Source organism: Argonema antarcticum A004/B2 (genome assembly GCF_023333585.1).
Lineage (GTDB): Bacteria > Cyanobacteriota > Cyanobacteriia > Cyanobacteriales > Aerosakkonemataceae > Argonema > Argonema antarcticum.
The window spans coordinates 35,882-48,334 of the sequence record NZ_JAIQZN010000032.1 but is presented as its reverse complement, the minus strand read 5'-3'; the positions used below and the strand labels follow the sequence as shown (position 1 = coordinate 48,334).

At 44.4% G+C, this 12,453-nt stretch carries 11 protein-coding genes; 3 read left to right on the top strand and 8 right to left on the bottom strand.

Features of this window, described 5'->3' with window-relative positions; genetic code table 11:
• Positions 1-43: 43 nt before the first annotated feature.
• From LAY57_RS15525 to argF, 5 genes are all read right to left on the bottom strand, one after another.
• A complete protein-coding gene (locus LAY57_RS15525) occupies positions 44-1,312 on the bottom strand; it encodes an AmpG family muropeptide MFS transporter (protein ID WP_249067686.1) in 1,269 nt (422 codons plus the stop codon).
• A gap of 218 nt (positions 1,313-1,530) precedes the next feature.
• Entirely contained in the window at positions 1,531-2,166 is a 636-nt protein-coding gene (gene lexA / locus LAY57_RS15520; protein ID WP_249067685.1) for a transcriptional repressor LexA, read from the bottom strand.
• A 298-nt stretch (positions 2,167-2,464) separates the two neighbouring features.
• Positions 2,465-2,776 (bottom strand): type II toxin-antitoxin system RelE/ParE family toxin, encoded by a 312-nt coding sequence (locus LAY57_RS15515; protein WP_249067684.1) that lies wholly within the window; start codon positions 2,774-2,776, stop codon positions 2,465-2,467.
• Positions 2,773-3,042, bottom strand: coding sequence for a type II toxin-antitoxin system ParD family antitoxin (locus LAY57_RS15510; RefSeq protein WP_249067683.1), 270 nt, complete (start codon positions 3,040-3,042; stop codon positions 2,773-2,775). The genes LAY57_RS15515 and LAY57_RS15510 overlap by 4 nt, the downstream gene beginning before the upstream one ends.
• 184 nt (positions 3,043-3,226) lie before the next feature.
• Positions 3,227-4,150 (bottom strand): ornithine carbamoyltransferase, encoded by a 924-nt coding sequence (gene argF / locus LAY57_RS15505; RefSeq protein ID WP_249067682.1) that lies wholly within the window; start codon positions 4,148-4,150, stop codon positions 3,227-3,229.
• 651 nt (positions 4,151-4,801) lie between these two features.
• On the opposite strand from argF, the gene LAY57_RS15500 reads away from it, so the two are divergent.
• The gene (locus LAY57_RS15500; protein ID WP_249067681.1) at positions 4,802-7,153 is read left to right on the top strand and encodes an ATP-binding protein; all 2,352 of its coding nucleotides are present in this window, start codon (positions 4,802-4,804) and stop codon (positions 7,151-7,153) included.
• Between the two features lie 62 nt (positions 7,154-7,215).
• On the opposite strand, the gene LAY57_RS15495 is transcribed toward LAY57_RS15500, so the two are convergent.
• Together LAY57_RS15495 and LAY57_RS15490 are read right to left on the bottom strand one after the other, a co-directional pair.
• Positions 7,216-7,635, bottom strand: a complete 420-nt coding sequence (locus LAY57_RS15495; RefSeq protein ID WP_249067680.1) for a hypothetical protein — start codon at positions 7,633-7,635, stop codon at positions 7,216-7,218.
• A 56-nt stretch (positions 7,636-7,691) separates the two neighbouring features.
• Positions 7,692-8,519, bottom strand: coding sequence for an FAD-binding domain-containing protein (locus LAY57_RS15490; protein ID WP_249067679.1), 828 nt, complete (start codon positions 8,517-8,519; stop codon positions 7,692-7,694).
• 124 nt (positions 8,520-8,643) lie between these two features.
• Here LAY57_RS15490 and LAY57_RS15485 point away from each other — a divergent pair, with 124 nt between their 5' ends.
• Positions 8,644-9,744 carry a WD40 repeat domain-containing protein gene (locus tag LAY57_RS15485; protein ID WP_249067678.1) on the top strand — a complete coding sequence of 367 codons (1,101 nt, stop codon included), beginning with the start codon at positions 8,644-8,646 and terminating at the stop codon, positions 9,742-9,744.
• A gap of 469 nt (positions 9,745-10,213) precedes the next feature.
• On the opposite strand, the gene LAY57_RS15480 is transcribed toward LAY57_RS15485, so the two are convergent.
• Positions 10,214-10,768, bottom strand: a complete 555-nt coding sequence (locus tag LAY57_RS15480; protein ID WP_249067677.1) for a Uma2 family endonuclease — start codon at positions 10,766-10,768, stop codon at positions 10,214-10,216.
• 399 nt (positions 10,769-11,167) lie between these two features.
• Here LAY57_RS15480 and LAY57_RS15475 point away from each other — a divergent pair, with 399 nt between their 5' ends.
• A complete protein-coding gene (locus LAY57_RS15475; protein WP_249067676.1) occupies positions 11,168-12,331 on the top strand; it encodes a cysteine desulfurase family protein in 1,164 nt (387 codons plus the stop codon).
• Positions 12,332-12,453 lie beyond the last annotated feature (122 nt).

The window sequence follows — 12,453 nt, the reverse complement described above, 5'->3', positions numbered from 1 at the left end:
CTTATGGTAAAGAGACTTTTGTGAAAAATCAGCTAAAGATTTGTTAATTTTCCCCTTTATCATCATATAACTCATAGGAATCCTTATCTTCATCATCCAGTCCCGGTCTTGGCATATATGCAGACTGAGAGTTCCAAGGCGCAAACACTGGTAGCAAGAGTAATCCCGGTAAAGCAGCCGCAATAGTGATCAGGAAAAACACAGACCAACCAGTAGATTGTACGATCGAGCCAGCTGGTGCTACAAAGATATCGCGACTGACAGCCATAAAGCTGGAGAGCAAAGCATACTGAGTTGCAGAAAAGCGCTGGTTACAAAGACTCGTCAAAAAGCCCAGAAAAGCCGCTGTTCCTAACCCCCCACAGAAATTCTCTATATTAATAGTCAGTACTAACAACTGATAATTTTGGCCTGCCTGGGATATAGCAAAATAACCTAAGTTACTCAATGCTTGCAGGCCACCAAATACCCAAAGCGATCGATTAATCCCGATTTTGCTAAGAATTGCCCCACCTGCTAGAGTTCCCACAATCGTTGCCAGTAAACCCATGCCGCCTTGAATTGCGCCGATGTCGGTTTTGGTGAAGCCGACATCAAGCAAAAACAGCCTGGACATATTGCTAAGTAGGGAGTCGCCAAATTTGTAGAAGACGACGAATAGCAGAATTAAGACAGCCTGAAACCAACCATTACGTTGAAAAAATTCCAAGAATGGTAAGATTACTGCTTCTTCTAATGATTGGGGTTTATTTTGGTCTGAGACTGGTTCTGGTGCGAAAATTGAGGCAGCTAAACCGATCGCCATAAAAGCCGCCATGATTAAATAAACTGTAGGCCAAGGCAGACGATCGGCAAGGATAAATGCCAGGGAACCTGTGACGAGTAGGGCAATGCGATAACCTAAGACGTAAACTCCTACACCAGCGCCCAATTCCAGTTTGTGTAAAACGTCAGTGCGATAAGCGTCAACGGCGATGTCTTGGGTTGAACTGAAGAAGGCAATCAATAAGGCGTTTAGGGCGACAAATTGTAACGCTTGCGCGGGTTTTTGGAGAGATAATGCGGCTATAGCCAATACCAAAACCAATTGCGTTAAAAACATCCAGCCGCGACGCCTTCCTAAAAAGGGCGGCACAAACCTATCTAGGAAGGGTGCCCAAAGAAACTTTAACGAATAGGGCAAACCTACCAAACTAAAGTATCCGATCGTACTCAGATCTACACCCTGTTCCTTCATCCACGGTTGCAAGGTAGTACCCGTCAAAAACAAGGGCAATCCTGATGAAAAACCCAATAATAAAAGAGCCGCCATCTTGCGACTCTGGAAAACTCGTAGAAAAGATGATGCTGGTTTCACGACAAATTACATAACATTTGTGGACTTGATGTATCTTCCCACAGCAGAGAACATCTATCAGGAGAGGTATAGCCACAGTCACATCGGTGAGGACAGTATTAAACGCTCAAAGCAAAGCGGGAACTGTCTTTGTACTCAGCACTCACCACTCACCACTCACCACTTTGCTATAGCTATCGCCGCCTACTTGTCGATTTGGCGGGTGGGTCGTAGCCGCGCCAAACGCCAACTAATACGCCTTGCACCTGCACTTGGTCTGCTTGCGCTTCAATGGGCGCGTACCGGGCATTTGCAGGCTTGAGGGTGATGCGATCGCCTCTTCTGTAAAAGCGTTTCAAGGTGGTGCCGTGACCTTCTACCCTTGCCGCTACAATTGTGCCGTTTTTGAGCAAATTTGGATCTGATAGGGGTCGCATCATCACCACATCCCCTTCTGCAATCATTTCTTCGATCATGCTGTCGCCCATTACCCGCAAGGCAAATGTTTTGTCTGGCAATAAGACTGTGGAAAGATCCAGTCGTTCTATCGCATCGGTGAAGGGTTCGACTAAATATCCAGCTGCGATCGATCCCAAAATCGGTACGCCTTCCGAGGACGGTTGCATAATCTGAATCGTGCGGGCTTCTCCTTTTGTCCAGGCAATATATCGTTTAGTCCGCAAATGTTCCAAACGACTTTGCACCGGCGCGGGGGATTTTAGGTTCATCGCCCGCATCATTTGGCGAATCGAAGGGGGGTATTGATGCTGGCGAATATAGTCTACCAGCCAGTCGTACAGTTCTTTCTGAGCTTCTGTGAGGGTTTCCATAATACGCTTGAGAAAGAGTTACAAGTTATTTCGTTATGAGTTATGGGTTTTTAATTCATAACTCATAACTTTTCCTCTTAGAACATTCGTACTATTAAAATACCCAATTTGTCCAGTAGGCTCTTAAAAAGACGGGCTGAGGTTTAGAGCGTCGAGGCTAGGGAAGTTATCAGTTTTGAGTTTGTAGGGGCGGGTTTTTTTGTGAGATCTGCTTTCCCACAGGTATATCTGATAAACCCGCCCGTACTAAGTTTTGAGTTGTACCGTCAGGCCAGTGTGGGTAGTTTACCAACCTCTATCACTCCTCAAAAGGATCTTCAAAAAGCGCTGACAAATCGCGGTAGCCACTGACAACTCGTAAAATCTCAATACCCCCTTCAATTGGGCGATAGAAAATCAGGTAATCATCAACTGGAAAACTTCGCAACTCCTGAAGAAGTTCATCACGCCGACGCCCCATGTTGGGAAAATTCGCTAAATTATTGCACTTTTGATTGACTTTTTTCAGGAAGCGCTCCGCCGCATCAAAACCACTATTGTCAGCAATCAAGTCGATAATGGTTTCAATATCTCGACTAGCTGGAGCAGTAAACCGAGAAATATTACTCATGAACTAGCCTGAGCGCGACGTTGTTGCAGTTTCTGTTGCAGTTGGGAGAAAACCGTCTCTCCATCAACAACCTCACCCCGCTCAGAGGCTTCAACGCCGATCGTAATTTCCCTTCTCAATTCCTCAAACCGCCCTTTGTAAATGTGTTCTCGTTCTTCTAGCAGCCTGATCCCTGCCACAATCACTTCTTCCGCAGAAGCATACTTACCGCTTTCTACCTGAGTTTCAATAAACTGCGAAATTTCTGAACTTAAGGATACATTCATTTTTGACCCCGCGTGTCTTAAACTATTTTAAAGCACTCTTGGAGGTCGATTAACTTTGAATCTTATATTAGGTAGCTGGGCTGAAAGCCCAGCCGAGCGAGAGATTTGACGGGGTGGTCACCCCGTCAGTTTCATAATTGAAAACTTTCCCAGTCTCAACTTTTTATTTCCTGACCCTTAGCCCCTAATTCCCAGCGCCTAGTAAACTGGCAAGCAGAGCCTTTTGGGCGTGCATCCGATTTTCTGCCTGATCCCAAACCATTGACTGGGAACCTTCGATTACCTCATCCGTAATTTCTTCGCCACGGTGAGCTGGTAAACAGTGGAGTACGATCGCGTGTTTGTCTGCAATCCTCAACAACTCTTGATTGACCTGATAAGGTTGGAAAATTGGGATGCGATCGTTAGCTGAATCTTCTTGACCCATGCTAGCCCAGACATCGGTGTAAAGCACGCAAGCTCCATTGGCGGCGACAATGGGATCGTTTGTCACCATAACTTCAGTGCGATCGCCTGCGATCGCTCTTGCCTGTTCTACAATGGCAGCATTCGGCTCGTATTCTGCTGGTGTGGCAATTCTGACATTCATCCCCGCCATCGCACAGCCCAACAGCAGCGAGTTTGCCATATTATTGCCATCGCCTAAATAAGCCAACGTCACACCCTTGATCGAGCCAAAGCATTCCTGAACAGTTAACAAATCTGCCAACACTTGACAGGGATGTTCCGTATCGCTAAGCGCATTGATGACCGGAATCTTGGCATAATCAGCAAATAGTTGCAGATCCTTCTGCTCAAACGTCCTCACTGCTAAAATGTCAAGATATCGATCCAGAACTCGCGCCGTATCCACCAAAGGTTCCCCTCGACTCACTTGGGTGACATTGGGATTAAGGTCGATCACCTGACCTCCCAACTGGTACATCGCCACCGAAAAGCTCACCCGCGTCCTGGTCGAAGCTTTATAGAACAGCAACCCCAAAACTTTGTTACACTTTAAGTTTATCTTTCCTGCCTTCATTTGCGCGGCCAGTTGCAAGAGTTCGTCCAACTCCTCTGCACTCAAGTCTGCCAGACTCAGTAAATCTCGTCCTTTCAATGTATCCATCTTCATCCTCGATCCATAATATTAAATCCGCTTTTAGAGTATATTGGTAAAATTTTCAACCCCAAGGACATAAAAAGATTCAGTATTTTAAAAGCAGATATTTTACGATTAGCCTAGAGTTCGATCCACTCTCGTATTTCCAGGTGTCTGCTTAGCTCACAACAGCGATACTCTTGCTGCAAGAGTTAGATTTTCTGTGCAGGTCAGATTGTATCATAAGCTTGTCGCCAAATTTGGTATTATAATTAACAGAGTAAGTAGGCCGGTGCAAATAAATCATTATTGATACGTTGTTGCGCTTTAGCGCTAAAGCGCAACAACGTACCAAATCCAGAAATTTGGGGATATCTACATTTCAGGTCTGGCCCAAAATTTGATTATGTTCTAAAAAAATCAAATTTTTGGCCATAAATATGCTTGTATTTGGCTTTGATCGAGGAGACAAAAAGGAATAAGCATCAATCGCAAAGCCAGCGACTATCTGAAAATACTCTATTTTTCTTGGCCATGAGTAAAATCTGTCTTTAGATAGGTAAAGCATAAATATTTATGCTTTAAGGCAAGAAAAGAAACTTTTTTAAAGATTGGGTGCATTTTCTTTAGGTGAAAACCTAGTTAAAACATTTTTTTTCAATTTCCAAACATAACATCATGATTTATCAAACCATGACAAAACTGGAGAATCAAGGCTGTCATATCTGCCTGCCTTATCAAGAACTGTTTCACCTATTAATAGAAAATGTACCAGCTGCGATCGCCATCCTCGACGCTCGGATGTGTTACCTAAAAGTCAGTCAGCGCTGGTTAAAAGATTATGGCTCAAATGACGAAGATATTATTGGCAAATCCCACTGTCAAATTTATGGAGGACTTCCCGAACACTGGCAAGAAATTTACAAACGCTGCCAGACAGGTGTAGTCGAGACGTGGGAAGAAGTATTACCTAAACAAGAATCATATATAACCTATAAAATCAAGTGGGAAGCTCGGCCTTTGTACCTCAAAAATTATGCCGATCCGCAGGCATATTGTAGTGAAGATGCGCCGATAAAAGATGAAATTGGAGGACTGATATTATTTGCTGAAAAAGTTGTTTTTGATCGAAGTTCAAACATTAAAAATTGCGATTTTGAAGCGAAATTTGTTGTCAGTTCCGAAGACAAAAATTTAACTTTAATACCTAACATTACCGACTGCAAGGAAGCAGAAATTGCCTTGCGCCAGAGCGAAGAACGTTTGCAAGCGGTGATTACTAATACGCCTATAGTACTCTACGCCCTAGATACCAATGGCGTGTTCACACTTTCAGAAGGGAAAGGCTTGGAATCAATAGGTAAAAAACCAGGGGAGGTAATAGGACAATCAGTTTTTGAGCTTTATAGAGAAAACACCGATATTTTAGCAGAGATTAACCGCGTTTTGGCAGGTACGGAAGGAAGCTGGACAGCAGATTTTGATAATGTAATTTATGAAAATCGAGCTGCCCCAATGCGAGACCAAAATGGGGAGATAATTGGGATAATTGGGACAGCGATCGATGTTACCCACCGGGTGCAAGCAGAATATCAGCTAACGCAGCTTCTTCAGCGAGAAAAATTGCTCAATCGCCTTACTAACCAAATCCGCAATACTTTAGATTTTAATACCATTATCGAAACAGCGATAGATGAAATCCACCAATTTCTGCAAATATCCCGCTGTCAATTCGTCTGGTATTATCACGAGAGATCGGAACCATATTGGGAAGTAGTAAAAGAGGCTTGCAATCCAGGTAATCCCGATTTAAGAGGGCGCTACGAAGCCAATAAAATTGGCTCTTTACCCGGAAAGCTATTAGATTTGGAAATATTGCGAATTGAGGATTTAGAAAATGTGAGCGATCCAGTTTGGCAGCAGTTGGTTAGCACTTTTGGTTTTACTTCTCTTTTAGCGATACCGATGCAATCTAGAAACGGTGCGATCGGTGTGATAAATTGTATTCATACAGGACAGGCACGACCTTGGATCGATAGTGAAGTAGAACTACTTTTGGCTGTGATGGATCAATTGGCGATCGCAGTTAATCAAGCCGAATTATATGCCCAAGCCAAAGAAAAAGCAGAAGAATTAGAGCGGAGTTTGCACAAACTTAAAACCACCCAAGCTCAACTCATTCAAACTGAAAAAATATCCAACTTAGGACAACTTGTGGCAGGAATTGCCCACGAAGTAAATAACCCCGTTGCCTTTATATGCGGTAATCTCCATATCGCCAAACATTACAGTTTCGATCTGCTTAAGCACCTGCAACTTTATCGTGCTGCTTACCCCAATCCTACAGCGGAAATTAAAGCTCATGCGGAGGAGATGGACTTGGAATTTACGATCGAAGACTTGCCAAAAATGCTATCTTCTATGGTGTTAGGGACCGATCGCATCCGGGAGATTATGGAGTCGCTACGTAACTTTTCACGAGTGGACCGATCGGAGGCAAAACCTGTTAATATTCATGAAGGCTTAGATAGCACTTTAACCATCTTGCAACATCGGCTGAAAAAGCAATCCAAACGTCCCGCCATTCAGGTGATCAAAGAATATGGCGATTTGCCACTTGTAGAGTGTTATTCCGGGCAAATGAATCAAGTGTTTATGAATATTCTGGCTAACGCTATTGATGCGATCGATGAATACAACTCCGGTCGGACTTATGCCGAAATCGAGCTAAATCCAAACATTATTCGGATTCGTACTGAGTTGGTAGATCACCTTCATGTAGCGATTCGGATTAAAGATAACGGGCCTGGTATACCAGAGACAGTGCTGTCTCGGTTGTTTGATTCATTCTTTACAACTAAACCTGTTGGTAAAGGTACAGGATTGGGATTGTCTATTAGCTATAAAATTGTGACTGAAATACATAAAGGTCAGATCGAGTGTATATCAGCACCCGGAAAAGGAACAGAGTTTGCGATCGAAATTCCGATCGAGCAAAAACTAAGTATCAAGGAGTGTCCGGCAAGTTGAAATAAATGTTAGTTCTCAGCCGCTGAGTGAAGTCACGACTTCTCAAATAGTGGAGCATTTTACTAACCAAATAAATAGCGTTCGGCTACTTTCCAGTAGCGCGAAAAGCGCTTGAGGTCGATGTAGCCGTCATATTCAAGAAATCGATCGACGGCCAGCACTTCCACCTGCACAGAACGCTCAATTTCATGGCAGATGGCATCAAACCGAGGACTGGGACTTTCTGCCGTCACAACCAAGTCGGCGTTATGCTCTTTAGCAAAAGCTACAACTTCAACTGCTACGTTACCGCGACGAATGACGACTGGCAACTCTAGCAAACACTCATAGATAAATGCGATGCGTTTAAGACCAATTTGCCACTCTTCGAGCAGTGCGTCGTCCCAAACCCAAATAGCTGGTGCGTCAGGATGTTTTTCTAATCCTGGGTTATCGGGACTCAGACAATCACCATGCACCCATACAATTGGATTATTGTTCATTGTTTATTAGTCATTAGTTATTAGTCATTCTTGTTTTCCCCTCTTCCCCTCTTCCCCTAGTCCCTAGCCCCTTTGCCCCCTCCCCTAGACCCTACTTTGGGAAACAGACGTTTTTCTAGTTCTTCATAGCTGCCTTCAAAATCACAATGACCGTAAAGAGGACATTGGCGACAATAAACACCTTCGGTGTACCGTTCCAAATTTTCGCGATTGAAAAAATATGGCTTGTGACTAAAGGTGCTGGAAATCCATTGCCAGGATAGGTTGTTGCTAGCTGGATCGCCATCTAGCAAATGTTGGAGAAACCATTTGGCACCCGTTTGCCAACGAATGCGCCGCCAATGCACTACGTAAGCTGCCATCCACATCCGTGCGTGGTTGTGCAGATAGCCGATTTCTTGCAAGTCGCGGCTGAAATTGTCGATGCAAACTAAACCTGTGGTTGCAGATGCAATGTCATCTGGCAGGGTATCGCTGTATTCTTTGAGGGAGTAGCCAGTTTTGTATGACTCTTGGTCTTTCCAGATATCATCGCCCAATTGAGCATACAACCGCTGCCAATAATCGCGCCAGCCGAGTTCGTTAATCAGTTTGGTAGCATCGTTTTGGTTTTTTATTTTACTCAGCACGGTATCTCGCACTTCTGCGAGACTGAGGACGCCGTAGCGGAGATAGGGTGACAGGCGCGTTACGGCACCTGTGAGGAAATTGCGGGATTTGGCATAGCGTGCGGGATCTACCTTTTCCAGCACTTTCTGGGCGGCTTTACGTCCGCCTACTGTCTCGCTGATTTGGTTATCGCGTGCAGTAGCCTCTGGAAATTGCTTTCGCAGGTACGTAACCAGCTTGTCTCGGCTGGCAAATTCGCGTCGCATATCAGTCATGGTTATGCCTTGTATTTAGCCTGGAGTTTGTGTAGCCGCGATTTCAATCGTCTGTCTGGGTATTTTTTCCTTACGTCCTCAAAACTGACTAAACTGCTTTGTGTTGATTATTTGGAGACAAACAATGCGCCCTCTTGCCAGAGTATCAACTGCGATCGGCTTGGTAAAGCTTAAAAATCATCTGTATACCAGTATTCCCCTGTTGCTGTTGGCAGTAGTGGGGACGCAACTCTATGGGCGGACAGTGGCGCTGGAATCGCACACCACTCAGCCTGTTATTACAGGCGGGGACGCCCGTACTGCTGTCGTAGCCCAAAATACTCCTAGAGCAAATTTTACGCTAGCGAAAACCTTGACCGAGCATTCGGGGGGAGTGGGTGCGATCGCCATTAGCCCTGATGGTCAAACTCTGGTAAGCGGCAGTACTGACAAGACTATCAAAATTTGGAATCTCGACACAGGTGAAGTAAAAAGGACTTTCATCGGACATAAAGCCCCGGTTTTAGCGATCGCTTTTAGTCCCGACGGTCAAACTCTAGTAAGTGGCAGTAGCGACAAAACTATCAAAATTTGGAATCTCCGTACTGGCAAATTGCGACGTACCCTTTCTGGACATTCGGGCGGAATTTATTCTGTTGCGATCGATCCTCAAGGTAGAACGTTGGTAAGTGGTAGTGGAGACGGTACGATAAAAATTTGGAATCTTAGAACCGGAGAGTTGCAGCGCACTCTATCTCCCCGTTCTGGGATGATTTTATCTGTTGCCATTAGCCCCGATGGCGACACTCTCGCCACTGGCAATCAAGATTTAACGATTAAACTTTGGAATTTGTCAAGTGGTGAACTGCTGCGTACTCTTTCAGGACATACTTATTATGCAGTTTGGTCGGTTGCTTTTAGCCGGGATGGTAAAACTTTGGTTAGCGGTTCCCAGGATAGTACGATAAAGATTTGGAATTTAGAAAATGGAGAACTTCTCCGCACCCTGACCGATCAAAGCCCGGTTTTTACTGTTGCTATTAGTCCCGATGGAAAAACAGTTGCTAGCGGGAATCAAACTAACGAAGTGAAACTTTGGGATATTAATACAGGAGATTCGATCCAAACACTTTCTGGACATTCAGATCGAGTGCGATCGATCGCTTTTAGTCCCGATGGGAAAACATTAGTTAGCGGTGGTAGCGGCGCGGGAGATAAAACGATTAAAATTTGGCGATTGCAGTAATAGAGATCCCCCCCTTTTTAAGGGGGGCAAAAGGCGATTTAGCGGTAAGAATTTTGGCTCTTCCGTACTTACTATGCTATTTGAGTAGAGTGGGAGAGGGGGAGAGGGGGAGAGGGGGAGAGTGGGAGAGTGGGAGAGTGGGAGAGGGGGAGAGTGGGAGAGTGGGAGAGGAGAAAATCAATAAAAATGTTCTTAAGTGAACAAAAGCATAGCAACTCCGAAAGAGCCAGAATTTTGGGTCTTCCGTACTTAGTGTGCCAAATGATTAGTTTTTTTGTACCCTACGCGCAAAGCTTGGTAAGGATTTCAAGGTTATTGCTCTTTACCGCAAGTTGCCATATGCAAGCTTTGGGTGTAAATAATCTCAACGCCTTACGTAGCAAAGCCTTATTACTGAATCGGTGTCATAGGACGGGCGAGACGCCCATCCCACAAGAAGTTGTTGGATATTTTTTTATTTGGAAGTCTGTTACTCAAACACAGGAGGCCAAAGTTCGGAAATCTCGATTTCCCAACCAGGAAATAACTCTGCAATTGTCAATTTATCCGCAGACGCCAGCACAACTGGTTCGTTATTTTGACGATAAACAGTTACAGTTAATTTATCGGGATCGATCAGTATCCCCACCAAAGCACCTAATGTTAAAAATAGCTCAACTTTCTCTTTCAATACACGGATGCGATCGCTTTGAGATTTAATCTCCACTACCAAATCTGGAACCAGTTCAGCAAACGATCGTTGACTTCTTCTAAGTCTATCTGCTGAAACAAACGAAACATCTGGAGCCCGCAAATCTGTATTTGGCATAATAAACCCGCCGCTGGAATCAAATATCCGTCCAAGTCGTCGAGGCTTAACCCAATTACCCAGAAGTCTGATTAACTCAGCGCCAATTTCGCTCGATTCGATATCTGATGGCCCCATAACGACAATGTTTCCTTCCTGTAGTTCTATCTGGTAATCGCGATTATCTTCTTGCAGCTTTTCTTGCAGTCTTTCTAAATCTTTGATAGTCAGATTCATACTTGCTCTCTACTGGGATATCTGAGCTACTGACTATTGTATCTTGAGTAGTTAAAAATTTGCCATTTTCTACACGCTTTATTCCATGCCTTGGATAGTATTTGTGCCAAAAATTACAATTAAAACAAAAATTATTGTATTTGTACCAAACTGGTCAATACTTTGCAGGTATAATGAAATCAGTACCCTAAGCATATTACGATGGTTCAAATCATCCAAGCCCAAAACCTGTCTCTCGTTGAGTTAACAGAAAGATTTGGCTTAACAATTACTTATGACGCAACAAGATATACCCAAGTATGCTTTATCTGATAAGTTCACGCTTTTGAAACGAGAAAATGAACTGTATCGCGTACTGAGTATTATGAAAAAACTAGGTCAACTTTTCAGCTAATCGCCATGTCTAATCGTCCTATCTATCTCGATAACCACGCTACCACACCTCTTGACGAAAGAGTTTTAGCCGCAATGCTTCCCTATTTCACAGAACATTTCGGTAACCCCGCCAGCATCAATCATCTCTACGGTTGGGAAGCAGAAGCTGCTGTGAAACAAGCACGGCAAATCTTAGCAGATGCAATTAACGCCACACCTGAAGAAATTGTCTTCACGAGTGGTGCTACCGAAGCGAACAATTTAGCTATCAAAGGCATTGCTGAGACTTATTTCCAAAAGGGGCGTCACGTCATCACTTTACAAACAGAACATAATGCTGTTCTCGACCCTTGTCACTATTTAGAATCTCTTGGTTTTGAAGTTACATATCTCCCCATTCAAAAAGATGGGATTGTTGACTTAACTGAATTAGAAAAAGCTTTCCGTCCCGATACAATTTTAGTTTCGGTGATGGCTGCTAATAACGAGATTGGGGTGTTGCAGCCTTTGGCAGAAATTGGGACAATTTGTCGGGAACATCAAACGCTTTTCCACACGGATGCAGCACAAGCTATTGGCAAAATACCTCTAGATGTAGAGGCGATGAAAATCGATTTGATGTCTCTGACGGCTCACAAAATATATGGCCCCAAGGGAATCGGCGCACTTTACGTCAGACGCCGCAATCCTAGAGTCAAATTGGCACCTCAATTGCATGGTGGGGGACACGAACGGGGTATGCGTTCCGGCACATTGTACACGCCGCAAATTGTGGGATTTGCGAAGGCGGTGGAACTGGGAATCTCGGAAATGGACTCGGAGACGGAACGCCTCACTGCTTTGCGCCAGCGTCTTTGGGAAAATTTGGGACCAATTGGGCCAATTTTTCTGAACGGTCATCCCACCCAGCGACTACCGGGAAATCTTAGTATTAGTGTGGAAGGCGTGGATGGATCGGCCCTTGGATTGGGATTGCAGCCTGTGGTGGCTGTATCTTCCGGTTCGGCTTGTACTTCTGCTAAAACCGCTCCGTCTCACGTTTTGATGGCTTTGGGACTCTCGGAACAGTTAGCTTATGCGTCGATTCGATTTGGGATTGGGCGATTTAATACGGCGGATGAGATTGATAAAGTAGCAGATCGTGCGATCGCAACTATCAAAAGTCTACGCAAACAGGCTATCCGCTAAACACTGGATATAACTGGACAATCAGTACATTTAGTGGAGAGATAGCCAGTCTAAGCCATAAGTTGGCTACGTTACTTAGGTCATGGCACCTGCTAGTGCTTTCCAGCTTGCAGCCCTGCCGT

What these genes read in the sequence shown, in the direction of transcription:
- LAY57_RS15525 (WP_249067686.1), bottom strand. Translation starts at nt 1,312, where the DNA reads ATGGCGGCTCTTTTATTATTGGGTTTTTCATCAGGATTGCCCTTGTTT.
- lexA (WP_249067685.1), bottom strand. Translation starts at nt 2,166, where the DNA reads ATGGAAACCCTCACAGAAGCTCAGAAAGAACTGTACGACTGGCTGGTA.
- LAY57_RS15515 (WP_249067684.1), bottom strand. Translation starts at nt 2,776, where the DNA reads ATGAGTAATATTTCTCGGTTTACTGCTCCAGCTAGTCGAGATATTGAA.
- LAY57_RS15510 (WP_249067683.1), bottom strand. Translation starts at nt 3,042, where the DNA reads ATGAATGTATCCTTAAGTTCAGAAATTTCGCAGTTTATTGAAACTCAG.
- argF (WP_249067682.1), bottom strand. Translation starts at nt 4,150, where the DNA reads ATGGATACATTGAAAGGACGAGATTTACTGAGTCTGGCAGACTTGAGT.
- LAY57_RS15500 (WP_249067681.1), top strand. Translation starts at nt 4,802, where the DNA reads ATGATTTATCAAACCATGACAAAACTGGAGAATCAAGGCTGTCATATC.
- LAY57_RS15495 (WP_249067680.1), bottom strand. Translation starts at nt 7,635, where the DNA reads ATGAACAATAATCCAATTGTATGGGTGCATGGTGATTGTCTGAGTCCC.
- LAY57_RS15490 (WP_249067679.1), bottom strand. Translation starts at nt 8,519, where the DNA reads ATGACTGATATGCGACGCGAATTTGCCAGCCGAGACAAGCTGGTTACG.
- LAY57_RS15485 (WP_249067678.1), top strand. Translation starts at nt 8,644, where the DNA reads ATGCGCCCTCTTGCCAGAGTATCAACTGCGATCGGCTTGGTAAAGCTT.
- LAY57_RS15480 (WP_249067677.1), bottom strand. Translation starts at nt 10,768, where the DNA reads ATGAATCTGACTATCAAAGATTTAGAAAGACTGCAAGAAAAGCTGCAA.
- LAY57_RS15475 (WP_249067676.1), top strand. Translation starts at nt 11,168, where the DNA reads ATGTCTAATCGTCCTATCTATCTCGATAACCACGCTACCACACCTCTT.